This is a genomic window from Pseudomonas rubra (genome assembly GCF_028656935.1).
GTDB classification, from domain to species: domain Bacteria; phylum Pseudomonadota; class Gammaproteobacteria; order Pseudomonadales; family Pseudomonadaceae; genus Aquipseudomonas; species Aquipseudomonas rubra.
Genome location: NZ_JAMDGZ010000009.1, coordinates 78,645 through 105,398 on the forward strand (window position 1 = coordinate 78,645; position 26,754 = coordinate 105,398).

Genomic DNA, 26,754 nt, shown 5'->3' on the forward strand with positions numbered 1-26,754 from the left:
AGGCAGGAGGATCTTCGATGAAAGGTCTTGATGCAAAAAAGATGACGAAGAAAAAACCACTGAAAACAGCCAAAGAAAAACACGCCGCCAAACGCGCCAAACGCTCTGGCGAGAGTTTTCTACCGCAATAAGGCCAAGAGCTCCGCAGGGGCTCTTTTCGTCAGGCCCGTGCCATCGAACCGATTCCGTGAATCGGTAGTTGCCGCTACTCTGGTGCTTGGTACAGGTGCGCTGTGCCCATGACACCCTTGAGCGAGGCAAAGGACATGACTCTGCAAACTCCCCCGATCAAACCCGCGCGTTTCGAAGACGCTCCTGCCTTCACCATTGCAGGACTGGGTGAACGCTATAGCCAGGCGACTCTCCAGAAGATCCCCGCCCTGTGGCAGCGCTTCGAACGGTACATTGGGCAGGTGCCTGGGCAAGAAGGTGAAGAAGCCTACGGGGTATGCTGCAACGGTGATGGCAAAGGCAATTTCGACTACATCGCCGGGGTTCAGGTACAGGGCACCGACCTGCTGCCTGCCGATTTTCAGCATGTAGAACTCAAGGCCCGGCGGTATGCGGTGTTTGAACACCATGGCAGCCTCGATAATCTCAAGGTCACCTTTGAGGCTATCTGGAAGGACTGGGTGCCGGTGTCCGGCGAAACTGTGGCCAATGCACCGGAGTTTGAACGCTACGGCAAGGACTTCAGCCCCTACGACAGCAATAGCGTGATGGAAATATGGCTCCCTCTGGAAAGCAAATGATCGAAACCTGCAACGATGCTCAACAACCGGCTTGGCTGGCGCTGCGTCAGGCGCTGTGGCCCGACTGCCCGCTTGATGAGCATCGGCGCTCTTTGCAGGAAACCCTCGAGCAACCGCAACGGCTGATTGCCTTGCTGGCCCGTGATAGTGCCGGTCAGGCCCTGGGTTTTGCCGAGGCCTCGATCCGCCGTGATTACGTCAATGGCAGCAACAGCTCGCCGGTGGCTTTTCTCGAAGGTGTGTTCGTCGCGCCCCAGGCCCGTGGCCAGGGCATCGCCGGGCGGCTGATCGCGGCGGTCGAGCAGTGGGCCGCCCGTCAGGGCTGCAGCGAGCTGGCCTCGGACGCCGCCCTGGACAACCACAACAGTCACGCCATGCATGAGGCCTTGGGCTTTCGAGAAACCGAGCGGGTGGTGTACTTCCTCAAGCCCTTGGCCAAGGGCTGATTTTTCCGGGCTGTCGATTTCAGCCACGGTCATTCGACCATCTGTGAACGCGCCGAGTTTTTCGGCGTTTGCTCGCTCAGAGGACACGATCATGACCCGTACTGCCGAAGACGATATCCGCCAACTCATCGAGCAATGGCTTCCCGCCGTACGCTCGCGCGACGTCGAGGCTATTACCGCGCCTTACGCCGAGAACATTCGCGCCTTCGATGCGATCCAGCATTTGCAGTTCCAGGGCAAGGCCGCCTATCGAGCCCACTGGCAGGCCTGCATGGATCACTGCCCCGGCGACATGGTCTTCGAAATCGAGCAATTGCAGATCCAGGCCACCCCGGAGCTCGCCCTGGCCCACTGGCTCAATCGCTGCGGCCCGAACAAGGAGGAAAGTTGCTACATGCGCGCCACCGTCGGCTACCAGCGTATCGACGGGCAGTGGAAGGTGATTCACGAGCACTGGTCGGCGCCGTTTGACATGGAGTCCGGTGCCGCGCTGTTCTCGCTCAAGCCTTAAGCTGAAAAGGCCGAGTGTTATGCCGAATCGCGCTTTTCAAGCAGGCGCGGTGTGCAGCCATAGTACGAATCTGCGCTGGAGAAGACGATGAAATACCTATGCCTGGTCTACTGTGATGAGGCCCTGTTGCACAGCCTGCCCGACAGTCCCGCCGATGCCGAGTGCATGGCCTACGCCGAATCGATCCAGGGCAGTGGCCGAATGCTCGCTGCCGAGGCACTCAAGCCGGTGCAGACCGCGACCACCGTGCGGGTGCGCGGTGGCCACATGAGTTTGACCGATGGCCCTTTTGCCGAGACCAAGGAGCAACTGGCCGGATTTTATCTGGTCGATGCTCGGGACCTGAACGAAGCCTTGAACATCGCCAGGGGCATCCCGGCAGCGCGGGTCGGCAGTATCGAAGTGCGACCGATCCGTGAGTTGCAACCCTGAAGCCAAGGAGTACGAGACGATGAGCCATCTACACCCCGAGCAGTCCAAGGCGCAGCACGAGCTGTTGTTGACGCGCCTGATCGACGCGCCACGGCGCAAGGTGTTTCGCGCCTGGACTGAGCCGCAACTGCTTGCCCAGTGGTGGGGGCCCAACGGCATGACTACGCCCGAATGCGAAATGCAGCTGTGGGTGGGCGGGCTGTTTCGCACGGTGATGCGCGCCCCTGACGGCACTGAGTACCCGAACCAGGGTGTGTTTCTGGAAATCCAGCCGCCGGCGCGGATCGTTTTCACCGATGCCTTTGGCCCGGGCTGGGTGCCGTCGAACAAGGCCTTCATGACCGCCGTGGTGACCTTCGATGATGTCCATGGCAAGACCCAGTACACCGCCCGTGCCTGGCACTGGAGTGCCGACGATTGCCAGGCCCATGAGCAAATGGGCTTTCACCGTGGCTGGGGTGAGAGCCTGGATCGTCTGGTGGCGCTGGTAACTACGCAGATGCCCGACTGATGGCCGAGCTTGCCCAGGTACGGGCTGAACTGGAGACGGTATATCGCCAGGAGTCGCGGCGTATCCTGGCAACCCTGATTCGCCTGCTGGGTGACTTCGACCTTGCCGAAGAGGCCATGCACGAGGCGTTTTTTATCGCTGTAGAGCGCTGGCAGCGCGACGGTACTCCGGCCAGCCCTCGTGCCTGGCTGGTCTCCACCGGGCGCTTCAAGGCCATCGATGGCCTGCGCCGCCGTGCGCGTTTCGACCGCTCCCAGGCGCAGTTGATCCAGGCGCTGGAGTCGCTTGAGGAGGTCGAGGTGAACGATCAGGAACTGGAGGATGACCGCTTGCGTCTGATCTTCACCTGCTGTCACCCGGCGCTGGCCGCCGATGCCCAGGTGCCGCTGACCTTGCGCGAAGTCTGCGACCTGACCACCGAAGAAATCGCCCGCGCGTTCTTGCACAGCCCGGCGACCATCGCCCAGCGTATCGTGCGGGCCAAGGCCAAGATCCGTGAGGCGCGGATTCCCTATCAGGTACCGTCACTGGCCGAGTTGCCGGAACGTCTTGATAGCGTGCTACGAGTGATCTACCTGGTGTTCAACGAAGGTTACTCGGCATCTTCGGGTGAGAGCCTGATGCGCCATGACCTGAGCGATGAAGCGATCCGCCTGGGGCGTTTGCTCCAGCAATTGCTGCCCGACCCCGAGGTGCTCGGCCTGCTGGCCTTGATGCTTTTGCAAGCCTCGCGGCAACAGGCACGCAGCGACGCCCAGGGCGAACTGGTGCTGCTCGATGAGCAGGACAGAAGCTTGTGGAACCGTGAACTGATTGCCGAAGGCTGCCAACTGGTGCAACAAGCTCTGCGCAGTCAGCGGTTCGGTGTCTATAGCTTGCAGGCAGCGATTGCCGCTGTGCATGCCGAAGCGGCCAGTGCCCAGGCAACCGACTGGGAAGAGATCGTTGGTTTGTACAATGTGCTGCTACAGCGCTGGCCGTCGCCGGTGGTCGAGCTCAATCGCGCGGCCGCCCTGGCTCGGCGCGACGGTGCCGAGGCGGGCTTGGCGGCGGTGGAGGTGATTCTGGCCCGCGGCCAGTTGCGTGACTACCACCTGGCCCATTCGGCCCGGGCTGAACTGTGCCGCCAACTGGGCCGTCTGGATCAAGCCCGGGAGGCGTATCGCAGTGCCCTTGAGCTGACGTGCCAGGGCCCTGAGCGGCGCTTTATCGAGCGCCGCCTGAGCGAGTTGTGAGACTCAGCCGACAGTAATCGGTGGCGGGCTGATCAGTTCGACGGTCTGCAATTTGCGCGGAGCGAGGATCTCGGCCTCGCCATCGACTACCAATTCATCGTTCTGGTTGAACACACGAGTGGCGATGCGCACCTTGAATTTTGGCAGCTTCTCGAGGATTTCCAGGCGCACGGTCAGGGTGTCGCCGAACTTCACCGGCTTCTGGAAGCTCATGGTCTGGCCCAGGTAGATGGTGCCAGGGCCTGGCAGTTCGCACGCCACTGCGGCGCTGATCAGCGCGCCGCTGAACATGCCGTGGGCGATACGCTCCTTGAACATGCTCTTGGCGGCGAACTCGGCATCCAGGTGCACCGGGTTGTGGTCACCGGACATCGCCGCGAACAGCTGGATGTCACGTTCTTCGACGGTCTTGCTGAAGCTGGCGGTCTGGCCGACTTCGAGGGCTTCGTACGGGGTGTTGGTGACCTGGGTCATCGCTTGGCCTTCCTTCTGTCCTGAGGGGCGGCCGGTCATTCACTGCGGGCGGGGCGGCCAATGGCCAGGGCCTGCTCCAGCCAGTCGATGATGGCGGCCGTGACCTCGTCACGGTTGGTTTCGTTGAGCAGTTCATGCCGCGCCTGGGGATAGAGCTGCAACTGCACATGCTGATTGCCGGCCAGGCGCAAGGCACCGACCAGATCCTTGAGACGCTTGCCGGTACTCACCGGATCACATTCGCCGCCCATGACCAGGATTGGCAGGTTCGGATCGATCTGTGCCAGGTTGCGTGGCTGGCTGATTTGCTCCAGGCCCATCAGCAGATCGATCCACAGCCGGTTGCTGCAGCGAAAGCCGCACAAGGGGTCGTTAACATACTTGTCGACCTCGGCACTGTCGCGGCTGAGCCAGTCGAAGGCGCTGCGGTTGGGCTTGAAGGCCTTGTTGAACGAGCCGAAGGACAGCCACTCGATCAGTGCGCTGTGCCCAAGCGGCCCCTGGCGCCAGGCTTCGAAGCGTGCAATCAGGCAGGCCGTGCGGTACAGCGCTGGCGGCTGGAAGTTCGAACCGCTCAGAATTGCCCCCTGCAGGCTGGCGCCATGGTGCATGAGGTAGGCCTGGGCGATGTAGCTGCCCATGCTGTGGCCAAACAGGAACACCGGCGTGCCGGGAAATTGCTGGCCGATGTGCTGGCTGAGCAGGCCCAGATCATTGACCACGCTGTTCCAGCCATTGTGTCGGGCGAACAGGCCTAAAGTGCCAAGCTCTGCGGTGCGTCCATGGCCACGTTGATCGTGGGCGAGCAGGGCGTAGCCGGCATTGCTCAGGGCTTCGCCCAGACGCTGGTAACGCCCGGCATGCTCGGCCATGCCGTGGGCCAATAGCACCACCGCCTTGATCGGCGTGGCGGGCAGCCACTGGTAAACATAGAGGCTGCAATGGTCGCTGGCTGCAAGCCAGAACGCGTCGTGGTGCATGGCGGGTCCTTGTGCACGCAAGTCGGTAGGTCAGCACAGTGTATAACCCAGGCAGGCGATCGCAGGGTCATCAGCAACAAGATTCACAATGCAAATGACAGCGCTTGGCGTATTTGCCACCTGCCACAGACCTGCTAACGTCGGCACAGCACCTTCTTCGCCAAGTAGGCAGGGGGGCCGGAACGGCTCAGGTATGAGGACAATAATTGATGCAAGCTGATTTCTGGAATGACAAGCGCCCGCCAGGCGTTCCTGCGCAAATTGACATAAACGCTTACAAGTCAGTGGTCGAAGTGTTCGAACGCTCCTGCAAGAAGTTTGCGGACCGCCCAGCGTTCAGCAACCTCGGGGTGACCCTGAGCTACGCCGAACTTGAACGCTACTCGGCAGCCTTTGCCGCTTACCTGCAGCAGCACACCGACCTGGTGCCGGGCGACCGCATCGCGGTACAGATGCCAAACGTGCTGCAGTACCCCATCGCCGTCTTCGGTGCCTTGCGCGCCGGGCTGATCGTGGTCAACACCAACCCGTTGTACACCGCCCGCGAGATGCGCCATCAGTTCAAGGATTCAGGTGCCCGTGCACTGGTGTACCTGAACATGTTCGGCAAGCTGGTGCAGGAGGTACTTCCCGATACCGGCATCGAGTTCCTCATTGAAGCGAAGATGGGCGACATGCTGCCGGCGGCCAAGGGCTGGCTGGTCAATACCATCGTCAGCAAGGTCAAGAAGATGGTCCCGGATTACCGCCTGCCGCAGGCGGTGCCGTTCAAGCGCGCACTGGCCCAGGGTCGTGGCCAGTCCCTGAAACCGGTATCGCTGAGCCTCGACGATATCGCCGTGCTGCAGTACACCGGCGGCACCACGGGCCTGGCCAAGGGCGCGATGCTGACCCATGGCAACCTGGTGGCGAACATGCTCCAGGTCCTGGCGTGTTTCTCCCAGCACGGGCCTGATGGTCAGCGTCTGATCAAGGAAGGGCAGGAGGTGATGATCGCACCGCTGCCGCTCTACCATATCTATGCCTTCACCGCGAATTGCATGTGCATGATGGTCACCGGCAATCACAACGTGCTGATCACCAACCCGCGGGACATCCCCGGCTTCGTCAAGGAGCTGAAGAAGTGGAAGTTCTCCGGGCTGCTGGGGCTCAACACCCTGTTCGTGGCGCTGATGAACCATCCCGACTTCAAAGACCTCGACTTCTCGGCATTGAAGGTCACCAATTCCGGTGGTACCGCACTGGTGTCCGCCACTGCCGAGCGCTGGGAAAGCATGACGGGCTGTCGCATTGTCGAGGGCTATGGGTTGACCGAAACCTCGCCGGTGGCCAGTACCAATCCCTATGGCCAGCTGGCACGCCTGGGGACCGTGGGTATGCCAGTGCCGGGCACGGCGTTCAAGGTCATTGACGATGCGGGGGTCGAGCAACCCTTTGGCGAGCGCGGCGAGTTGTGCATCAAGGGCCCGCAAGTCATGAAGGGCTACTGGCAGCATCCCGAGGCGACGGCCGAGGCACTGGACAGCGAGGGCTGGTTCAAGACCGGCGACATCGCGGTGATCGACCCGGACGGCTTTACCCGCATCGTCGACCGCAAAAAGGACATGATCATTGTCTCGGGCTTCAACGTGTACCCGAACGAGATCGAAGAGGTGGTGATGAGCCATCCGCAGGTGGCCAGTTGCGCGGTGATCGGCATCCCGGACGAGCGCTCGGGCGAGGCGGTGAAGCTGTTTGTGGTGGCGCGTGAAGGTGGGGTCAGCATTGAAGAGCTCAAGGCGTACTGCAAGGCCAACTTCACCGGCTACAAGGTGCCCAAGCACATCGTGCTGCGCGATTCGTTGCCGATGACAGCGGTGGGCAAGATTTTGCGTCGGGAGTTGCGGGATATTGCCTAACAGACAGGCCGTTAGAATTTTTACTCTAAAAATGACTACGTGATTATCAAGAGTCATTTCCGTGACTGTTTAGGCTGTTTTAGCTCTAGGCGGGCCTTGGCAAAGCTGCTACTCTCGGCCCGCTTCTGGTTATCTGGTTTGCAATAAACCGTAATCTTATATCAATAATAATCGCATCGACTGCGGTGAAGAATTCGCTGTTGCTGGAGGAGAGGGCTTCCATGATCGAAAATTTTTGGAAGGATAAGTACCCAGCCGGGATTGCCTCGCAAATCAATCCTGATGAGTATCCGAATATTCAAGCGGTACTGAAGCAGTCTTGCCAACGCTTTGCCGATAAACCGGCCTTTAGCAACCTGGGCAAAACCATTACATACGGCGAGTTGTATGAGTTGTCAGGGGCCTTTGCCGCCTACCTGCAACAGCATACCGACCTGCAGCCGGGTGATCGTATTGCCGTGCAACTGCCCAACGTCCTGCAGTACCCGGTCGCCGTGTTCGGCGCCCTGCGTGCGGGCCTGATCGTGGTCAACACCAACCCGTTGTATACCACGCGGGAATTGGAACACCAGTTCAATGACTCCGGTGCCAAGGCGCTGGTGTGCCTGGCGAACATGGCGCACCTGGCCGAGAAGGTGGTGCCCAAGACCCAGGTCAAACACGTTATTGTCACCGAAGTGGCCGACCTGTTGCCACCGGTTAAACGCCTGTTGATCAACAGCGTGATCAAGTATGTGAAGAAAATGGTTCCGGCCTATCACTTGCCCAAGGCGGTGAAGTTCAATGATGCATTGAGCAAAGGCCGTGGCAAGCAAATCTCCGAAGCCAATCCAGACAGCAATGATGTAGCCGTGTTGCAGTACACAGGCGGCACCACGGGCGTGGCCAAGGGTGCAATGCTGACCCACCGCAACCTGGTGGCCAACATGCTGCAGTGCCGCGCGCTGATGGGCTCTGACCTCCACGAAGGTTGCGAGGTCCTGATCACGCCATTGCCGCTGTATCACATCTACGCCTTCACCTTTCATTGCATGGCGATGATGCTGATCGGCAGCCACAACATCCTGATCAGCAACCCGCGCGACTTGCCAGCGATGGTCAAGGAACTGGGCAAGTGGAAGTTCAGCGGTTTTGTCGGCCTGAATACCCTGTTCGTTGCCCTGTGCAACAACGAGAACTTCCGCAAGTTGGATTTCTCCGGCCTGAAGCTCACCCTGTCCGGTGGCATGGCGCTGCAGATGAGTGTTGCCGAGCGCTGGAAGGCGGTAACCGGTTGCGCCATCTGCGAAGGTTACGGTATGACCGAAACCAGTCCGGTAGCGGCGGTCAACCCGGCCGAACGCAACCAGATCGGCACCATCGGTATTCCGCTGCCTTCGACCTTGTGCAAGATCATCGATGACGCGGGCCAAGAGCTGGCGCTGGGTGAAGTCGGCGAACTGTGCATAAAGGGGCCGCAAGTGATGAAGGGATACTGGCAGCGCGAGGATGCCACCAACGAGATTCTCGACAGCGAAGGCTGGCTGAAGACCGGTGACATTGCCCTGATCCAGCCAGACGGCTACATGCGTATCGTCGATCGCAAGAAGGACATGATTCTGGTCTCCGGTTTCAACGTCTATCCGAATGAACTCGAAGATGTGCTGGCCGCCTTGCCGGGTGTGCTGCAGTGTGCGGCCATCGGTGTGCCGGACGAGAAGTCCGGTGAAGTGATCAAGATCTTCATCGTGGTCAAGCCGGGCATGACCCTGACCAAGGAGCAGGTGATGGAGCACATGCGCGCCAATGTCACCGGCTACAAGGTGCCGCGTTTCATCGAGTTCCGCGATGCGTTGCCGACCACCAACGTCGGCAAGATCCTGCGCCGTGAATTGCGTGATGAAGAGCTGAAAAAGCTGGGCCTGAAGAAGATCGCTTGAGGCTCTGATCGCGGGGCAAGCCCGCTCCCACAGTATCTGTAGGAGCGGGCTTGCCCCGCGATGCTTTTCAAATCAGCGCAATTTTTCAAGCATCTGGTAATACCACATCCCCGCCGCCAGTAACGGATTGCCCAGCACATCGCCCATCGGCACCTTGATGTGTTTGCAACCGGCAAAGGTATCGAATTTTTCCAGCGTCCCGGTCAGTGCCTCGGCCATGATCTCGCCCATGATGTGGCTGGTGGCGATGCCGTGCCCGGAATAGCCCTGGCAGTACCAGACGTTATCCGACAGCTTGCCCAACTGCGGGATGCGGTTGACCACGATCCCCATCGCACAACTCCACTGGAATTCGATCGGCACACCCTTGAGCGCCGGAAAGGTGCGCTCGATGCAGGGCCGCAGTTCGCCAGCGATATCCCGCGAATCGCGCCCAGAATAATTGGCACCACCGCCAAACAGCAGGCGGCCATCGGCGGTCAGCCGGTAGTAGTCGAGGACGAAACGGCAGTCATATACCGCAAGATCCTGGGGGTTGATCTGCGCGGCCAGCTCGCCCAGTGGGGCAGTGGTGACGATGCCACCCATGGCCGGGAAGATCTTGCCCTTGAGCTGGCGCTTTTCCAGTTTGTGATAGACGTCGCCAGCCAGCAGGATCTGCTTGGCTTCGACCCGTCCGTGGGCAGTCACCAGCGCCGGCTGATCGCCATGAACGATCTCCAGTACCTCGGAGTTTTCGAAGATCAGTGCGCCCAGGCTGTGCGCGGCGCGGGCTTCGCCCAGGCACAGGTTGAGCGGGTGCAGGTGCAGGTTGCGGCGGTTCTTCAGCGCGCCCAGGTACAACGGGCTTTGCAGGTGTTCGCGTATGGCATTGAGCTCGAGCAGTTCGACCTGGTCACCCATGCCGCGGCGTTCGGCCTCGGCGGCAAAGGCACGCAGTTCGCCCATGTGCGACGCTTTCATCGCTGCGTGCAGGTGGCCGTGCTTGAGGTCGCAGTCGATGCCGTAGCGCGCAACCCTTTGCTCGATGATCTGGTGGCCGCGCCAGCGCAGGTGCCAGATGAAGTCGTCGACGTCATCGCCGAGCTTGTCGCGCATCTGCTTGCGCATCGCTTCATCGCCCGAGAGGCTACCGGTGACCTGGCCGCCGTTGCGGCCGCTGGCGCCCCAGCCGATGCGGTTGGTTTCAACGATGGCGACTTTAAGGCCGCGTTCGGCCAGCTCCACCGCGCTGGCGACACCGGTGAAGCCGCCGCCGATGATTGCCACATCGACCTGTACCGTACCCTTGAGGGTCGGGTACTGGGTGGTGTCGTTGAGGCTGGCGGTGTAGTAGGAGGCGCTGCGCTGGGCAGGGCCGGTGTTTACGGCTGCATTCATGACAAAATCCTTGGCGCAAAAATAAAGTGTCAGGCCTGGGTCAGGTACCAACGCCAGTCCTGTTCGCTGACTTCGGCCATGAACTGGCGGTACTCGGCACGCTTGATCGCCAGGTAGACACCTAGGAACTCGGCGCCCAGCGCCTCGCGGGCCCAGCTCGAACGCTCCAGTGCGGTCAGCGACGTCAGCCAGTCGGTGGGCAGCAGTTCGGTGGCCTGGGCGTAGCCATTGCCCTGGACCGGTGCGCCGGGGTCGAGCTGTTGGCGGATGCCGTGATGCAGGCTGGCGAGAATCGCCGCCGCCGCCAGGTAAGGGTTGGCGTCGGCGCCGCAAATGCGGTGCTCGATGTGCCGGCTGTTGGCCGGGCCGCCCGGCACGCGCAGGCTGACGGTACGGTTGTCGACGCCCCAGGTCGGCGCCAGGGGCGCATAGCTGTTGGCCTGGAAGCGTCGATAGGAGTTGGCGTTGGGGCAGAACAGCAGTAACGAATCGAGCAGCAACGTGAGCATGCCAGCCACCGACTGGCGCAGCAGCGGCGTGCCGGCCTTGTCATCGCTGGCGTAGAGGTTGTTGCCCTGGGCATCGGCCAGGCTCACGTGCATGTGCATGCCGGTGCCGGCCAGGTGATCGAACGGTTTGGCCATGAAGCAGGCCTGCATCCCATGCTTGTGTGCCACGCCCTTGACCAGGCGTTTGTAGCGCACCGCCTGGTCCATGGCCAGCAACGCATCACCGTGCTCCAAGGTGATTTCCACCTGCCCCGGGGCGTACTCGGAAATCGCCGTGCGCGCCGGGATGCCCTGGGCCTTGCAGGCAGCATAGAGGTCAGCGAGGAACGGCTCGATCTGTTCCAGCTCGCGCAGGCCGTAGACCTGGGTGCTGCGTGGCCGGCCGCCGTCGCTGTCCAGTGCCGGTTGCGGCCGGCCATGGCTGTCACGGCGCTGGTCGAGCAGGTAGAACTCCAGCTCGCAGGCCATCACCGGGTAATAACCGTCGGCCTTTAGCGCATCGATGACCTTGACCAGCAGGTGCCGAGGGTCGGCGATGCTTGCGGGCATGCCTTCGCTGGGGTGCATGCTGACCTGTAGCGCTGCCGTGGGGATCTGCCGCCACGGCAAGCGCACCAGGCTGTTTGCCAGTGGATAGGCGCGGCAATCGATATCGCCGACATCCCAGACCAGCCCGGAGTTTTCCACATCGTCGCCGTTCAGGGTCAGGCCGAGGATGGTGCTGGGCAGCGGCCGGCCGCTTTCGTACACCGCCAGCAGTTCTTCGCGGTGCAGCAGCTTGCCGCGCGGCACGCCGTTGGCGTCGAGAATGAACAGCTCGATCATCTCGATATCGGGGTTTTCGGCCAGGAACGTTCGGGCCTGCTCGATGGGGGCAAATTGCATGGTGCTCTCGCTCGCGCCCTCAGGCGCACAGGACTGCCTTGCCAGTCAGGCGGCAGTCATCGACAAGGAAACTCGGCCAGCAGGTGGCCGTACGGTTCAGTGCGCAGCGAGGCGGGCGTCCGGTGGGCGGGCATGGCGGCAGTGCCACAAGGCCCAGAAGGCGAGGATGATATGCACCAGCGGATTCTCCCCGCAGCGTGCCCGCACCTTCGGGAACGAAGGGCGCGGCAACGGTCGGGGCAAGCCGGGAGACGAGGTCATGCCCGGATACTCCCATGCCGGGGAAGGTTCATTAAATCAGCATTTGGGTAACCTCAGGTAAGCCTGCACTAAACAATCGTCTGCCAGCCCGCAACCGTGCCGAGCGTCGGCAAATCTGCGACAATCGCAGCCCTTGAAAAGCCGATCATGCAAAAGCAGGCTCACCTGCACGACTAAAAAGCTCCCATGACTGACCACGCGATTGATCAACTGCTAAAAAACCTCGACCACGCCATGATTGCCGAGCGTCACCGCTTGCGCCGGCAACTGCATGAGCTGCGCAAACGCCCGGATGAAGCCAAGCTGGCGCAATGGGCCGCCAAGGTGCAGGCCTCCTGCGCCCAGGTCACTGCGCGCAAGGCCAGCGTGCCGAGCATCCGTTACGACGACAGCCTGCCGATTGCGGCCAAGCGTGACGAGATCAAAAAGGTTTTGGCCGAGCACCAGGTGCTGATCATTGCCGGCGAAACCGGCTCGGGCAAAACCACCCAGTTGCCGAAGATCTGCCTGGAACTGGGCCGCGGCCAGCATGGCCTGATCGCCCATACCCAGCCACGGCGGATAGCCGCGCGCAGCGTCGCCACCCGGGTCGCCGAAGAACTGGGCACGCCACTGGGGGCACTGGTGGGGTATCAGGTGCGCTTTGAAGACCAGAGCGACGCCAACACCCTGGTCAAGTTGATGACCGACGGTATCCTGCTGGCCGAAACCCAGCACGACCGCTTTCTTGAGCGCTACGACACCATCATTGTCGACGAAGCCCACGAGCGCAGCCTGAACATCGATTTTTTGCTCGGTTACCTCAAGACCCTGCTGCCTCGCCGTCCGGACCTCAAGGTCATCATCACCTCTGCGACCATCGATCTTGAGCGTTTCTCCAAGCACTTCAACGATGCGCCGATCATCGAAGTCTCGGGCCGCACTTACCCGGTAGAAACCTGGTACCGGCCCGTGACCCGCGAGCAGGACGAGGAGGGCAACCGGGTCGAGGACGACCTCACCATTGACCAGGCGATCCTCGCCACCCTCGATGAGATCACCGCTCACGAGCGCAGCCTGGGCAAAGGCCCGGGTGATGTGCTGGTGTTCCTGCCGGGCGAGCGTGAAATCCGCGACGCCGCCGAGATACTGCGCAAGGCCCAGTTGCGCCACACCGAAATCCTGCCGTTGTACGCGCGCCTGTCGCCGGCCGAACAGCAGAAGATCTTCCAGTCCCACCCGGGGCGGCGCGTGGTGCTAGCCACCAACGTCGCGGAAACCTCGCTGACAGTGCCGGGCATTCGTTATGTGATCGACAGCGGCACCGCGCGCATCAGCCGCTACAGCTACCGGGCCAAGGTCCAGCGCCTGCCGATCGAAGCGGTATCCCAGGCCAGCGCCAACCAGCGCAAAGGCCGTTGCGGCCGGGTCGAACCGGGCATCTGCATACGCCTGTACAGCGAAGAAGACTTCAACGGCCGGCCAGCCTTTACCGACCCGGAAATCCTGCGTACCAACCTTGCGGCAGTCATCCTGCAGATGCTGCACCTGCGCCTGGGCGAGATCGACGCGTTCCCGTTCATCGAGCCGCCGGATGGCAAGGCCATCAGCGACGGCTTCAACCTGTTGCAGGAACTCTCGGCGGTCAACCGCGAGAACCAGCTGACCCCCCTGGGCCGGCAACTGGCGCGCCTGCCGGTGGATCCGCGGTTGGGCCGCATGCTGCTTGAAGGCGCCAAGCAGGGCAGCCTCAACGAGTTGTTGATCGTTGCCAGTGCGCTATCGGTGCAAGACCCACGCGAGCGTCCGCCAGAGCGTCAGCAAGCGGCGGACCAGGCCCATGCCCAATGGAAGGACGCCGATTCCGACTTCGCCGCGCTGGTCAGCTTATGGCGCGGGTTTGAAGAACAACGCCAGGCCCTGACCGCCAGCCCGTTGCGCAACTGGTGCCGGAAGAACTTCCTCAACTACCTGCGCCTGCGCGAATGGCGCGATGCGCACCGGCAACTGAGCCTGATCTGCCGTGACCTGCAACTGAGCATCAACAAGGAACCGGCCGACTACCCGCGCCTGCACAAGGCGATTCTGTCGGGCTTGCTCAGCCAGATCGGCCAGAAGACCGAAGACGGTGACTACCTCGGCGCCCGCCAGCGGCGCTTCTGGGTGCACCCCTCGTCCGGCCTGGGCAAGAAACGTCCGCAATGGCTGATGACCGCTGAACTTGTGGAAACCACCAAGCTCTATGCGCGCATGGTGGCCAAGATCGATTCCGACTGGATCGAACCGCTGGCCGGGCACCTGATCAAGAAGAACCACTTCGAACCGCACTGGGAGAAAAAGCGCGGCCAGGTCGTGGCTTTCGAGCAGATCACCCTCTACGGCCTGATCGTGGTCGGTCGTCGGCCGGTGCATTACGGCCCGGTCGATCCGGTGATGTCCCGCGAGCTGTTTATCCGCGAGGCCCTGGTCGGTGGCGAGATCCAGTCCAAGGCCAAATGCCTGACGGCCAACCGGCGCTTGCTCGAGCAGCTCGACGAGCTGGAAGCCAAGGCCCGCCGACGCGACATTCTCGCCGATGAAGAAACCCTGTACGGCTTCTACGAGGCGCGCCTGCCGGCCGAGATCCACCAGACTGCAACCTTTGACAGCTGGTACCGGGTCCACAGCCAGAAAGATTCGCAGTTGCTGATCATGCGCGAGGAAGACGTGCTGGCTCGCGAGGCCAGTGAAGTCACCGCTGCGCAGTACCCGGACACCCTGCGCCTGGGCGATTTGAGCCTGGCCCTGAGTTATCACTTCGAGCCTAACCATCCGCGCGATGGCGTGACCGTGCGGGTGCCGGCGCCGCTGTTGCCGAGCCTGCCGGGCGAACGCCTGGAGTGGCTGGTGCCGGGCCTGCTGGAAGCCAAGTGCATTGCCCTGGTGCGCAACCTGCCCAAGGCGTTGCGCAAGAACTTCGTGCCAGTGCCGGACTTCGTCAAGGCCGCCCTGCAGCGCATGAGCTTCGGCGAAGGTTCGTTGCCCCAGGCGCTGGGCCGCGAGCTGCTGCGCATGACCGGTGCGCGGGTCAGCGATGACGCCTGGGCCGAAGCCGCCGCTCAGGTCGACAGCCACCTGAAAATGAACCTGGAAGTGGTCGATGGCCAAGGCAAGTTCCTTGGTGAAGGCCGCGACCTGGCCGAGCTGACCGCACGCTTTGCCGCTGCCAGCCAGGCCGCCCTGGCGGTACCGCAGACCGCGCAAAGCCAGCAGCCGGTGCAGGCCAAGGCGTTTACCCAAGTGGCGGAAACCGCGCAACAGAAGTTTGCCGGGCTGTCGATGACCGTGTACCCGGCGTTGGTGGAAGAAAACGGCACGGTCAAGGAAGGGCGTTTCTCGACCCAGGCCGAAGCCGAATTTCAGCACCGCCGCGCCTTGCAACGCTTACTGCTGCAGCAACTGGCCGAGCCGGCCAAGTTCCTGCGTGGCAAGTTGCCAGGCTTGACCGAGCTGGGCTTGCTCTACCGTGAGCTGGGCCGCGTTGAGGCGCTGGTCGAAGACATTCTGTTGGCCAGCCTCGACAGCTGCATCCTTGAAGGTGAAGCCACCCTGCCACGCGATGGCGCCGGCCTAGCCTCGCTGGCCGAGCGCAAGCGCGGGAGCTGGGCCGAACACGCCGAGCGCCTGGCACGCCTGACCCTGGAGATCCTCAAGCTCTGGCATGGCCTGCAAAAGCGCTTCAAGGGCAAGATCGACCTGGCCCAGGCCGTGGCCCTCAATGACATCAAGCAGCAATTGGGCAACCTGGTTTACCCGGGCTTCGTTCGCGAAACCCCGGGGCTGTGGCTCAAGGAACTGCCGCGCTACCTCAAGGCCATCGAGCTGCGCCTGGAGAAACTCGGCTCCCAAGTGCAGAAGGACCGGGTCTGGAGCGGTGAGCTGAGCAACCTCTGGAGTCAGTACAAGACCCGCCTCGACAAGCACGCCCAGGAAGGCAAGCGCGACGAGCAACTGCAGTTGTACCGCTGGTGGCTGGAGGAATACCGGGTGTCGTTGTTCGCCCAGCAGTTGGGTACCAAGGTGCCGGTTTCCGACAAGCGACTGAGCAAGCAGTGGAGCCAGGTAGAAGCCTAAACCCCTGTAGTTGTGGCACACTTGGCCGATATACGCCGCGTTCCCCGGATTATCCTCCGGGGGCGTGCGGCTCACCCATGCAGCACTGCGCAGCGGCCCTGTGATTCAGGCTCATTGCCAGTCAAAGTTGGTACTTTGGTACCAACTACAAACCGACCGAACAGGCCGTTGCCGGGCTGGCAATGGCCCCGAACAGAGGAACGACCGTGCATAACGTCGTCATCAGCGGCACCGGCCTGTACACCCCGGCCAACAGCATTTCCAACGAAGAGCTGGTGGAGTCCTTCAACGCCTACGTGCAACAGTTCAACAGCGACAACGCCGCCGCCATCGAGCGCGGAGAGGTCCAGGCTCTGGCCGAGTCCAGCGCCGCCTTCATTGAAAAGGCCTCGGGCATCAAAAGCCGTTTCGTCATGGACAAGGCCGGCATCCTCGACCCGCAACGCATGAAGCCGCGCTTGCCAGAACGCAGCAATGACGAGCCGTCGATCCTCTGCCAGATGGCCGTGGCTGCCGCCGAGCAGGCCCTGCAACGCGCCGGCCGCACTGCCGCCGACGTCGATGCAGTGATCGTCGCCTGCTCCAACCTGCAGCGCCCGTATCCGGCCATTGCCATCGAAGTGCAACAGGCCCTGGGCATCAACGGTTTCGGCTTCGACATGAACGTGGCCTGCTCCTCGGCCACCTTCGGCATCCAGACGGCCTGCAACAGCGTGCAACTGGGCCAGGCCCGTGCGGTGCTGGTGATCAGCCCGGAGATCTGCACCGGCCACCTGAACTTCCGCGACCGCGACAGCCACTTCATCTTCGGTGATGCCGCCACTGCCGTGCTGGTGGAGCGCGCTGACCTGGCCACCTCCAAACACCAGTTCGACATCGTCAGCACCAAACTGCTGACCCAGTTCTCGAACAACATCCGCAACAACTTCGGCTTCCTCAACCGCGCAGGCGAAGAGGGCGTTGATGCCACCGACAAGCTGTTCGTCCAGGAAGGCCGCAAAGTGTTCCGCGAGGTCTGCCCGATGGTTGCTGAACTGATCGGCCAGCACCTGAGTGAAAACAACCTCAATGTCAGCGACGTCAAGCGCTTCTGGCTGCACCAGGCCAACCTGAGCATGAACCACCTGATCGTCAAGAAGCTGCTCGGTCGCGATGCCTTGGAAGAAGAAGCACCGGTGATTCTCGACAGTTACGCCAACACCAGCTCGGCCGGCTCGGTAATCGCTCTGCACAAGCATCAGGATGACTTGCCACAGGGCGCCCTGGGCGTGCTCAGCTCGTTCGGTGCTGGCTACTCGATCGGTAGCGTGATCCTGCGCAAGCGCTAAGCTGCAGCTGTTGGCGAAGTGTCCCACCGTGCTCGGGCGCTTCGCTGATAGTGTTGGCTGTAACAAATCCGCCTAATCGGACTCTACCCGCAGAACGATGGATGGAAGGCGATGACTGGCGAACAACAAACCCGCTTGCTGGAGCGGCTGCTCAAGGGTGAGCAACAGGCGTTCAAGGAACTGGTCGATACCTACCAAGGCGCGATGCGTGCAGTTGCCTATGCGATTGTCGGCAGCCGGCATGCCGATGAAGCAGTACAGGATGCCTGGCTGGCGGTGGTACGTAACCTGAAGGGCTTCGAGCAGCGCTCGAGCCTCAAGACCTGGTTGCTGACCATTACCGCCAATGCCGCCAAGACCCGTTACAAGCAGAACCGCCGGGAGGTGCTGCTTGATGACCTGCCAGGCCCGCACGGCACGATCGGTGACGAGCGCTTCGCAACAGACGGGCATTGGCTGCAAGGGCCGGCGGCGTGGCACGAAGACACCCCGGAGGCGTTGCTCAGCCGCGAGCAGATGCGCGAATGCCTGGAGCACACCTTGCTCAGCCTGTCCGAACTGCAACGCAGTGTGCTGTTGTTGCGCGAGCGACAGGGCCTGGAGCTGGAACAGATTTGTAATCTTCTTGATATTTCCCTCTCCAATGTCCGCGTGCTGTTGCATCGGGCGCGCCTGAAAGTCTTTGCGACCCTGGAACATTTCGAGGAAACCGGCCAATGCTGAGCTGCAAGCAACTCGTCGCCCGCTCAAGCGACTACCTGGATAAACAACTGACGCTGGGGGAGCGCTTGATGGTGCGCCAGCACCTGTTGTTCTGTAGCCATTGTCGACGCTTTCTCAAGCAGATGCGCGTCGCCCAGGCCACGGTGCGGGCCTTGCCGGAGGAGCCGGTGGTCGACAGCCAGGCCCTGGCCGAACGCCTGGCGCGGGAGCTCAAAGACTCCTGAAACACGTCTGGAAAGCTCTGCAATGGAGCTTTCTGACTTATTTCCTTTCGAAGTAAAAAAGTTCCCCTGTAACAAAACATTTATCTAAAAGCCACTGATCTGACATAAGCCCCCGCCAAGATTCCTCCCCAGCACAAGTGGCTTGAGCCGCGTGTTTTTCCAACATTATCAAGACCATATAGTAGGGGAGCTTCTTCGATGATCCGTAAGCACTTCGCAGGTTTCGTAGCCAGCGCCTTGGCCATGGCCGTTACCGCCCAGGCTTTCGCGGGTACCGTGACCACCGACGGCGCCGATATCGTAGTCAAGACCAAGGGTGGCCTCGAGGTCGCTACCACCGACAAGGAATTCAGCTTCAAGCTGGGCGGTCGGATCCAGGCTGACTACAGCCGTTTCGACGGTTTCTACACCAACAACGGCGACACTGCCGATGCCGGTTACTTCCGCCGCGCCTACCTGGAACTGGGCGGCGTGATGTACAAGGACTGGGCCTACCAGATCGCCTACGACTTCTCGCACAACTCCGGCGGCGACAACCGCTCCGAAGACGGCTACTTCGATGAAGCGTCCCTGGCCTACAACGGCTTCAGCCCGGTCTCGATCAAGGTCGGTCGTTTCGACCCCGAGTTCGGCCTGGAAAAAGCCACCAGCTCCAAGTGGGTAACGGCTCAGGAACGTACCGCTGCCTACGACCTGGTCGACTGGACCAACGCCCACAACGGTGGCATGGGGCTGCAGGTTTCGGGCAACGCCGGTGACTCGCTGTACGGTTCGGTCGGTGCCTTCGCCAAGGATGCCACCAACCAGGACAAGGACGGCGACAGCACCAAGCAGTTCAACCTGCGCGGCGTCTTTGCACCAATGCACGAAGCCGGCAATGTCCTGCACTTCGGCGTCAACTACGCCCAGCGCGATCTCTCCGATACCGCGTTCGATGGCCGTATCCGCAGCCGTCTGGGCATGCGCGGGGTCAGCACCGACGGTGGTCAGGATGCTGGCAGCAACGGCAACCGCCTGACCTTGGGTGGCCAGAACAACACCCCGGCCGGTGCCTTCGACACCGACAAGGCCTGGGGCCTGGAAGCGGCATGGGCCATGGGGCCGTTCTCGGTTCAGGGCGAGTACGTCAAGCGGGACGTCCAGGCCGACAGCGCCTCGTTCTCTGACATCAAGGCCGATGGTTACTACGGTCAGCTGGCCTACACCATCACCGGTGAAGCGCGTGGCTACAAGCTGGGCAAGTTCGACAGCATCAAGCCTTCGAACAAGCAGATCGGTGCCTGGGAAGTGTTCTATCGCTATGACCACCTGAGCGTCGATGACGACAACGGTGCGTTCGCCAACATTGGCGATGTCGAAGGCAAGGTGCACAACGTCGGTCTGAACTGGTACGCCAACGAGTCGATCAAGCTCAGCGGCGTGTACGTCAAGGCCAAGGTCGACAACGCCCAGAACGCCGCCGGCGACGACAGTGGCGATGGTTTTGTAATGCGCGCGCAGTACGTGTTCTAAGCAACACCGCTCCTCATCCGTTAGATCTTCAGCCCCGCGATTGCGGGGCTTTTTTTCGTCGACGCGACGAGGCAGACTGCGCCAATGCCCAAGCTCATTCTGCAACACCTTGCCGAACTCACACCTGCTACCTGGGATGCCCTGGTACCAGACGAACAGCCGTTCCTGCGCCATGCATTTCTGTCCAGCCTGGAAGACAGCGGCAGTGTCAGCCGCCATACCGGCTGGAGCCCGGCCCATCACCTGCTTACCGACAGCGCCGGGCAATTGCGCGCGGCCTTGCCGGCCTACGTGAAGAGCCACTCGTTCGGCGAGTATGTGTTCGACCACGCCTGGGCCGATGCCTGCGAACGGGCGGGCATCGCCTATTACCCCAAGCTGCTCTGCGCCGTGCCCTTCTCACCGGTCACGGGCCCGCGGCTGCTGGGTGATCCACAAGCGGCGGCGGAGCTGGTGGACAGGCTGACCGATGAGCTGTTCGAACAGGGCTTGTCTGGCGCCCATATCAACTTCACCGACGAGCCTGGTGATGCCGTGATGCGCGATCGCGACGGCTGGATGGAGCGCCTGGGCTGTCAGTTTCATTGGCGCAACCAAGGCTACCGCGACTTCCAGGATTTTCTCGACACCTTGAGTTCACGCAAGCGCAAGCAGATGCGCAAGGAGCGCGAGCAGGTGGCGGGGCACGGCATAGCGTTTCAGTGGTTTCGCGGTGAAGAGCTGAGCGAGGCGCAGTGGGATTTTGTCTTTGCCTGTTATGCCAATACCTACGCGGTACGCCGACGAGCGCCTTATCTGACGCGGGAGTTCTTTAGCCTGTTAGCAGAGCGCATGCCGTCGGCGATCCGCGTGGTCATGGCCCGTCAGGGTGGGCGCGATGTTGCCATGGCCTTCAGCCTGGTCGGCGGTAGTAGCCTGTATGGCCGTTACTGGGGCTGTGTGGATGAGTTCGACCGGCTACACTTTGAGACCTGTTTTTACCAGGGCATGGACATGGCCATTGCCGAAGGCTGGCAGCGCTTCGATGCCGGTGCGCAAGGTGAGCACAAGCTGATTCGCGGCTTTGAACCGGTGATCACCCGTTCCTGGCATTACCTGCTGCACCCAGGGTTGCGCCGGGCAGTGGAGGAGTTCCTGGAGCAGGAGCGGGCGGGGGTGTTGGCCTACGCCGAAGAGGCGCGTTCGGCGTTGCCTTATCGGCAGGGCTGAGGGCCTCATCGCCGGCAAGGCCGGCTCCCACAGGTCCAGTGTACACAGATCCATTGTGGGAGCCGGCCTTGCCGGCGATGAAGTCACCGCAGTCTTCAGTCGATCCCGACAAAGCCCCCGGTCTGGTGATGCCACAAGCGGGCATACAGCCCTTGATGGGCCAACAGTTCCGAATGGCTGCCCACTTCGGCAATCCGGCCTTTCTCCAGCACCACCAGGCGGTCCATGCGGGCAATGGTCGACAGTCGGTGGGCAATGGCGATCACGGTCTTGCCTTGCATCAGGGTTTCCAGGCTCTCCTGAATGGCTGCTTCTACTTCCGAGTCCAGTGCTGACGTCGCTTCGTCCATGATCAGGATCGGCGCGTTCTTGAGCAGTACCCGGGCAATGGCGATGCGCTGGCGTTGGCCACCGGACAGCTTGACCCCACGCTCACCCACATGGGCATCGAAGCCGGTACGCCCCTGGGCGTCTGACAACTGCGGGATGAACTCGTCGGCCCGGGCCTGGCGCACTGCGTCCCACAATTCCTGTTCAGTGGCGTCGGGCCGGCCATAGAGCAGGTTGTCGCGAATCGAGCGGTGCAGCAACGAGGTGTCCTGGGTGATCATGCCGATCTGCGCCCGCAGGCTGGCCTGGGTCACTTGGGCGATATCCTGGCCATCGATCAGAATCCGCCCGCTTTCCAGGTCATAGAGGCGCAGCAGCAGGTTGACCAGGGTCGACTTGCCCGCGCCGGAGGGGCCGATCAGGCCGATCTTCTCGCCCGGGCGAATGTCCAGGTCAAGGTCATCGATGATGCGGCTGCCCTTGCCGTAGTGGAAGCTGACATTGTCGAACCTCACCGCGCCGCGATCGACCTTGAGGTCGCGCGCACTCGGCGAATCGGTGACGCTCACCGGCTGGGCGATGGTCTGCAGGCCGTCCTGGACCATGCCGATGTTTTCGAAGATGCCATTGACCACCCACATGATCCAGCCCGACATGTTGACGATACGGATCACCAGGCCAGTGGCCAGGGCGATGGCGCCGACGGTGATCAGCGACTGGGTCCACAGCCACAGGGCCAGGCCTGTGGTGCTGACGATCAGCAGGCCGTTGAGGCTGGTGACCACCACATCCATGCTGGTGATCACGCGGGCAGCAAGCTGGGTTTTCTCGGTCTGCTCGCTGATGGCTTCGCGGGCGTATTGCTGTTCGAAATCGGTGTGGGCGAAGAGTTTCAGGGTAGCGATGTTGGTGTAGCCATCGACGATGCGGCCAATGAGTTTGGAGCGGGCATCCGAAGAAATCACCGCACGGGCTTTGACCCGGGGTACGAAGTAGGAGAGCGCGCCGATGTAACAGGCGATCCAGGCAATCAAAGGCAGCATCAGCCGCCAGTCGGCTTCGAAGAACAGCACCAGTGCACTGACGGCATAGATCAGCACATGCCACAGGGCATCCACGGCCTGGACTGCCGAGTCGCGTAGCGAGTTGCCGGTCTGCATGATGCGTTGGGCGATGCGCCCGGCAAAGTCGCTCTGGAAGAAGTTCAGGCTCTGCTTGAGCACCAGCGTGTGGTTCTGCCAGCGGATCATGCTGGTCATGCCCGGGCTGATGGTCTGGTGCACCAGCAGGTCGTGCAGGCCAAGAAACACCGGGCGCAGGATCAGTGCCACCACCAGCATCCACAGCAGTTCACTGGCGTGGTCGCTGAAAAAACTGGCAGAGGGTGTGCCTTGGGCCAGGTCGATGATTCGACTCAGGTAACTGAATAGTGCTACTTCGATCAGTGCGCCGATGAAACCGATCACCAGCAGGGCGGCAAAGCTCGGCCAGACCTGGCGCAGGTAGTAGATGTAAAACGGCCATACCGTGGTCGGTGGCGCCGCAGTGGGCGCCTCACGGAAGATGTCGATGAGTTTTTCAAAACGGCGAAACAACATGAAAGCGATAACTCCTGTTCAGTAGACTCTCAGGCCTGGTTCACGTCCCTGTGAAACCCGAGGTCAGTCGATGCGTTTGGCCGACTTGATGAATACCGGATCGACCGGTACATCACCCATGCCTTTCTTGGTGGTGGTGCGCGAGTTGACGATCTGGTCGACTACATCCATGCCCTTGACCACTTTGGCGAACACCGCGTAACCGGCGTCGCGGCCCGGGTTGAGGAAGTCGTTGTCGGCAACGTTGATAAAGAACTGGCTGGTAGCCGAGTTGGGGTTGGAGGTACGGGCCATCGACAGCGTGCCACGGACGTTTTTCAGGCCGTTGCTGGCTTCGTTGCGGATCGGGTCCTTGGTGTTCTTTTGCACCATCTGTTCGGTGAAACCGCCGCCCTGGACCATGAAGCCCGGGATCACCCGGTGGAAGATGGTGTTGTTGTAGAAACCGCTGTCCACGTACTGCAGGAAGTTCTTGCTGCTGATCGGCGCCTTGGTTTCGTTCAGCTCGATTTCGATCTGACCGAAGCTGGTATCCAGCAGTACATGAGGCGCTTTTTCAGCGGCCATCAGGCTGGTGGCGAAGACGACCGAGCAGGTGGCCAGCAGGAGTTTTTTCAGCATGGGCTCAATGATCCTTGAGAGGTGGTGGACGCCGCCAGGAACTGCAGCAGCGTCTGGTTGAAAATGTGAGGTTGATCCAGGGGCGTAGCGTGCCGGGAATCTTCGATGACCGCCAGCCGCGCCTGTGGAATCAGGGCGACGTAGCGCTCTTTGAGTTGCACCGGGGTGTAGTCCTGGTCGGCGCTGATGACCAGGGTTGGGCAGCGAATCTGCCCCAGGCGTTGCGCTACCCCCCAGCCGACGATGGCGTCGAAGCTGGCAAGATACGCGCGTTTGTCGTTTTTTGCCCAGCGTTCGGCCATCTTGCGCCGCAAATCGGCCTGCTGCGGTTTGGGGAACAGCCGCTCGGCCAGGCCCTTGCCAATGGTTTCCAGGCTCAGCACCCGGGCCAGGGCCCAACGCTTGGCCCACCAGATCCAGTCGCTGCGGCTCTGGCGCTTGACCTCCGGGGCGCTGTTGACGATGCACAGGCTGCGCAACCACTCGGGGTGATCGACGGCAAACTGAAAACCGACCATGCCGCCCATGGACAAGCCGACCAGGTGCACGGGGCCGGTCTGCAGGTGTTCGAGCAGGGCCAGCAGGTCAGCGCTGAAACTGGCGATGCTGTAGCGCTCGCGAGGCTTGTCGGAGCGACCGTGGCCACGGATGTCCATGAGGATCACCCGGTAATGGCCGGCAAGCTCCGGTACCTGCATTTCCCAGTCCAGGCAACTGGAGCCCAGGCCGTGCAGCAGCACCAGCGGCTCGCCCTGGCCATATTCCTCATAGTGCAGCGAGCAACCTTCATGTTCGAAGTAGGCCATCGGCTTGATTCCTATCAGGCTTGGGCGGGCGCGGCGAAGGGAACATCCAGCGGTGCGGTGTCGAAATTGCGCAGCAGCTCGATGAGGATCTGTGTTGCCGGGCCCAAGGGTTTGTCCTTGTTCGAGTAAAGGTAGAACAGTGGGTGACGACTGCCACCCTGATCCAGTGGCAAGGGCTTGAGCAGGCCTTCACGCAGCTCCCGCTCGATCAGGTGGCGTGGCAGCCAGGCAAAGCCCAGGCCGCTGCTGACGAAGGTCGATGCCGTGGCCAGGCTGCCGACCGTCCAGCGCTGTTCAGCGCCCAGCCAGCCGACGTCCCGAGGTTGCGCGCGGCCAGAATCGCGGATCACTACCTGCAACTGGCTCTCCAGGTCCTGGAAGCTCAGCTGCCGCCCCAGGCGGTGCAGGCTGTGTTCGGGGTGGGCGACGGCGACGAACTCCACGGCGCTCAGTTCAGTGCCCAGGTAACCGGAAATGTTGAAGCCGCTGATGGCCAGGTCAGCCACGCCTTCATGCAGCACTTCCTCGACCCCGGACAACACTTCCTCACGCAAACGCACCCGGCAGCCGCGGCTTTGCGGCATGAACGCACTCAGAGCGCGCACCAGGCGGGCATTGGGGTAGGCGGCGTCGACCACCAGACGCACTTCGGCCTCCCAGCCTTGTTCCATGTGATGGGCCAGGTCTTCCAGCTGGCTGGCCTGCTTGACCAGTTGCCGCGAGCGACGCAGCAGCACGTTGCCGGCCTCGGTCAGCACCGCCTTGCGCCCGTCGATGCGCAGCAACGGCACGCCGAGCTGATCCTGCATGCGCGCCACGGTGTAGCTCACCGAGGATTGCGAGCGGTGCAGCGCCTCGGCAGCCTGGGCAAAGCCACCATGATCGACCACCGCCTGCAGGGTCCGCCACTGATCCAGGGTAACGCGCGGCGCTTTCATCTTCGGCTCCTGTTGTCCTAAGCTGGCGCTCTTTCATGGAGAGCGTCGTATGAAGAAATGTTGTGCTGTATTGCTGGCCTTGCTTCCGCTCACGGCCCTGGCCTATCCCATCGACGTGGAAAAGGACATCGAAGGCGTCAAGGTCGACTACACCACCTATGACACCGACCGTGACATTGGCTCGATCACCCTGAACAACTATGGCGAGGTTGCCGCGCAGTGCAAGGTGATGTTCCGCAATGGCCCGGAAGCGCCGCGAGTGCGGCGCGTGCAGGTGCCGGCGAAAAAAAGCGTCGATACCACCGCCAAGTTCAACCGCGAGATCATCAAGCTGCGCATCGCCGTGAGCTGCAAGCCGCAATAAAACAATTTAACTGATAGGTTGGACCCAGTTTTTACGCTTTTTTATCGATAGGTCAATCATTAATCTTGCCTCCATCGACTTACCGAACTCGCCGATGGAGGCAAGCCCATGTCCCGTGTACTCGTCATCGAAAGCAGCGCCCGCCAGCAGGATTCGATCTCCCGGCAACTGACCCGCGATTTCGTCAGCCAGTGGCAAGCGGCTCATCCTGCCGACCAGGTGACCCTGCGCGACCTGGCCGTCAACCCGGTGCCGCACCTGGATGGCAACCTGCTCGGCGGCTGGATGAAGCCCGAAGCCCAGCGCAATACCGACGAGCTGCAGGCCCTGGCACGTTCCAACGAGTTGACCGATGAAGTGCTGGCCGCCGATGTCCTGGTGCTGGCCGCGCCGATGTACAACTTCACCATCCCCAGCACCCTCAAGGCCTGGCTGGACCACGTGCTGCGTGCCGGCATCACCTTCAAGTACACCGAAACCGGTCCCCAGGGCCTGCTGACCGGCAAGCGCGCCTACATCCTCACTGCCCGCGGTGGCATCCATAGCGGCGCCAGCAGCGACCACCAGGAACCCTACCTGCGCCAGGTCATGGCCTTTATCGGTATCCATGACGTGACCTTCATCCATGCCGAAGGCCTGAACATGGGCGGTGACTTCCACGAGAAGGGCCTGAACCAGGCCAAGGCCCAGCTGGCTGCGGTGGCCTGAGCCGGCAATGAATTTTCCCGCCAGGTTTTTTGGCCTCGACACAGGCTCCCGCCTGGCACCAAGGCTGACAACGCCGATCTCACAGGTCATGGCACGTTGCAACAAATG

25 protein-coding genes are annotated in these 26,754 nt (G+C 61.7%); 16 read left to right on the forward strand and 9 right to left on the reverse strand.

The features are described from left to right. The first annotated feature begins 266 nt into the window (after positions 1-266). From M5G17_RS04020 to M5G17_RS04045, 6 genes are all read left to right on the forward strand, one after another. A complete protein-coding gene (locus M5G17_RS04020; RefSeq protein ID WP_273891722.1) occupies positions 267-752 on the forward strand; it encodes a GyrI-like domain-containing protein in 486 nt (161 codons plus the stop codon). Continuing rightward, positions 749-1,198 carry an aminoglycoside 6'-N-acetyltransferase gene (gene aac(6'), locus M5G17_RS04025; RefSeq protein ID WP_273891723.1) on the forward strand — a complete coding sequence of 150 codons (450 nt, stop codon included), beginning with the start codon at positions 749-751 and terminating at the stop codon, positions 1,196-1,198. Before M5G17_RS04020 ends, aac(6') begins: the two co-directional genes overlap by 4 nt. 91 nt (positions 1,199-1,289) lie before the next feature. After that, the gene (locus M5G17_RS04030; protein WP_273891724.1) at positions 1,290-1,709 is read left to right on the forward strand and encodes a YybH family protein; all 420 of its coding nucleotides are present in this window, start codon (positions 1,290-1,292) and stop codon (positions 1,707-1,709) included. Between the two features lie 87 nt (positions 1,710-1,796). Beyond that, positions 1,797-2,141, forward strand: coding sequence for a YciI family protein (locus M5G17_RS04035; protein WP_273891725.1), 345 nt, complete (start codon positions 1,797-1,799; stop codon positions 2,139-2,141). A 19-nt stretch (positions 2,142-2,160) separates the two neighbouring features. Then, positions 2,161-2,652: an SRPBCC family protein gene (locus tag M5G17_RS04040; RefSeq protein WP_273891726.1), complete on the forward strand. Its 492-nt coding sequence runs from the start codon at positions 2,161-2,163 to the stop codon at positions 2,650-2,652. Then, positions 2,652-3,887, forward strand: coding sequence for an RNA polymerase sigma factor (locus tag M5G17_RS04045; RefSeq protein WP_273891727.1), 1,236 nt, complete (start codon positions 2,652-2,654; stop codon positions 3,885-3,887). Before M5G17_RS04040 ends, M5G17_RS04045 begins: the two co-directional genes overlap by 1 nt. 3 nt (positions 3,888-3,890) lie before the next feature. Here M5G17_RS04045 and M5G17_RS04050 read toward each other — a convergent pair whose 3' ends face one another. Beyond that, complete coding sequence (locus tag M5G17_RS04050) at positions 3,891-4,361, reverse strand: MaoC family dehydratase (RefSeq protein WP_273891728.1); 471 nt, start codon at positions 4,359-4,361, stop codon at positions 3,891-3,893. Between the two features lie 35 nt (positions 4,362-4,396). Beyond that, positions 4,397-5,341, reverse strand: a complete 945-nt coding sequence (locus M5G17_RS04055; RefSeq protein WP_273891729.1) for an alpha/beta hydrolase — start codon at positions 5,339-5,341, stop codon at positions 4,397-4,399. A gap of 209 nt (positions 5,342-5,550) precedes the next feature. Between M5G17_RS04055 and fadD2 the strand changes: the two genes are divergently transcribed. Then, complete coding sequence (fadD2, locus tag M5G17_RS04060; protein WP_273891730.1) at positions 5,551-7,239, forward strand: long-chain-fatty-acid--CoA ligase FadD2; 1,689 nt, start codon at positions 5,551-5,553, stop codon at positions 7,237-7,239. A gap of 221 nt (positions 7,240-7,460) precedes the next feature. After that, positions 7,461-9,158, forward strand: a complete 1,698-nt coding sequence (gene fadD1, locus M5G17_RS04065; RefSeq protein ID WP_273891731.1) for a long-chain-fatty-acid--CoA ligase FadD1 — start codon at positions 7,461-7,463, stop codon at positions 9,156-9,158. Positions 9,159-9,230: 72 nt separating this feature from the next. Here fadD1 and M5G17_RS04070 read toward each other — a convergent pair whose 3' ends face one another. From M5G17_RS04070 to M5G17_RS04080, 3 genes are all read right to left on the reverse strand, one after another. After that, positions 9,231-10,538, reverse strand: a complete 1,308-nt coding sequence (locus M5G17_RS04070) for an NAD(P)/FAD-dependent oxidoreductase (protein WP_273891732.1) — start codon at positions 10,536-10,538, stop codon at positions 9,231-9,233. A gap of 29 nt (positions 10,539-10,567) precedes the next feature. Further along, positions 10,568-11,932, reverse strand: a complete 1,365-nt coding sequence (locus M5G17_RS04075; RefSeq protein ID WP_273891733.1) for a glutamine synthetase family protein — start codon at positions 11,930-11,932, stop codon at positions 10,568-10,570. Positions 11,933-12,028: 96 nt separating this feature from the next. Next, entirely contained in the window at positions 12,029-12,193 is a 165-nt protein-coding gene (locus M5G17_RS04080; RefSeq protein ID WP_273891734.1) for a hypothetical protein, read from the reverse strand. Positions 12,194-12,379: 186 nt separating this feature from the next. On the opposite strand from M5G17_RS04080, the gene hrpA reads away from it, so the two are divergent. The 6 genes from hrpA to M5G17_RS04110 all read left to right on the forward strand — a co-directional run bounded on the left by hrpA (position 12,380) and on the right by M5G17_RS04110 (position 21,281). Beyond that, positions 12,380-16,285 (forward strand): ATP-dependent RNA helicase HrpA, encoded by a 3,906-nt coding sequence (gene hrpA / locus M5G17_RS04085; RefSeq protein ID WP_273891735.1) that lies wholly within the window; start codon positions 12,380-12,382, stop codon positions 16,283-16,285. 206 nt (positions 16,286-16,491) lie between these two features. Further along, complete coding sequence (locus M5G17_RS04090) at positions 16,492-17,613, forward strand: beta-ketoacyl-ACP synthase III (RefSeq protein WP_273891736.1); 1,122 nt, start codon at positions 16,492-16,494, stop codon at positions 17,611-17,613. 111 nt (positions 17,614-17,724) lie between these two features. Next, the gene (locus M5G17_RS04095) at positions 17,725-18,336 is read left to right on the forward strand and encodes an RNA polymerase sigma factor (protein ID WP_273891737.1); all 612 of its coding nucleotides are present in this window, start codon (positions 17,725-17,727) and stop codon (positions 18,334-18,336) included. Further along, positions 18,330-18,560 (forward strand): anti-sigma factor family protein, encoded by a 231-nt coding sequence (locus M5G17_RS04100; RefSeq protein ID WP_273891738.1) that lies wholly within the window; start codon positions 18,330-18,332, stop codon positions 18,558-18,560. The genes M5G17_RS04095 and M5G17_RS04100 overlap by 7 nt, the downstream gene beginning before the upstream one ends. 198 nt (positions 18,561-18,758) lie before the next feature. Next, positions 18,759-20,072 (forward strand): OprO/OprP family phosphate-selective porin, encoded by a 1,314-nt coding sequence (locus M5G17_RS04105; protein WP_273891739.1) that lies wholly within the window; start codon positions 18,759-18,761, stop codon positions 20,070-20,072. 84 nt (positions 20,073-20,156) lie between these two features. Further along, positions 20,157-21,281, forward strand: coding sequence for a GNAT family N-acetyltransferase (locus M5G17_RS04110; RefSeq protein WP_273891740.1), 1,125 nt, complete (start codon positions 20,157-20,159; stop codon positions 21,279-21,281). A 95-nt stretch (positions 21,282-21,376) separates the two neighbouring features. Here M5G17_RS04110 and M5G17_RS04115 read toward each other — a convergent pair whose 3' ends face one another. From M5G17_RS04115 to M5G17_RS04130, 4 genes are all read right to left on the reverse strand, one after another. Next, complete coding sequence (locus tag M5G17_RS04115; protein WP_273891741.1) at positions 21,377-23,209, reverse strand: ABC transporter ATP-binding protein; 1,833 nt, start codon at positions 23,207-23,209, stop codon at positions 21,377-21,379. Positions 23,210-23,272: 63 nt separating this feature from the next. After that, on the reverse strand, positions 23,273-23,830 hold the full coding sequence (locus tag M5G17_RS04120; RefSeq protein ID WP_273891742.1) for a peptidylprolyl isomerase: 558 nt from the start codon (positions 23,828-23,830) through the stop codon (positions 23,273-23,275). Further along, positions 23,824-24,636: an alpha/beta fold hydrolase gene (locus M5G17_RS04125; protein WP_273891743.1), complete on the reverse strand. Its 813-nt coding sequence runs from the start codon at positions 24,634-24,636 to the stop codon at positions 23,824-23,826. Before M5G17_RS04125 ends, M5G17_RS04120 begins: the two co-directional genes overlap by 7 nt. Positions 24,637-24,650: 14 nt before the next feature. Beyond that, on the reverse strand, positions 24,651-25,574 hold the full coding sequence (locus M5G17_RS04130) for a PA3225 family LysR-type transcriptional regulator (protein WP_130263657.1): 924 nt from the start codon (positions 25,572-25,574) through the stop codon (positions 24,651-24,653). Positions 25,575-25,623: 49 nt separating this feature from the next. Between M5G17_RS04130 and M5G17_RS04135 the strand changes: the two genes are divergently transcribed. Beyond that, positions 25,624-25,938: a 3-phosphoglycerate kinase gene (locus tag M5G17_RS04135; RefSeq protein WP_273891744.1), complete on the forward strand. Its 315-nt coding sequence runs from the start codon at positions 25,624-25,626 to the stop codon at positions 25,936-25,938. Positions 25,939-26,046: 108 nt separating this feature from the next. Further along, positions 26,047-26,646, forward strand: a complete 600-nt coding sequence (locus M5G17_RS04140; RefSeq protein WP_273891745.1) for an FMN-dependent NADH-azoreductase — start codon at positions 26,047-26,049, stop codon at positions 26,644-26,646. Positions 26,647-26,754 lie beyond the last annotated feature (108 nt).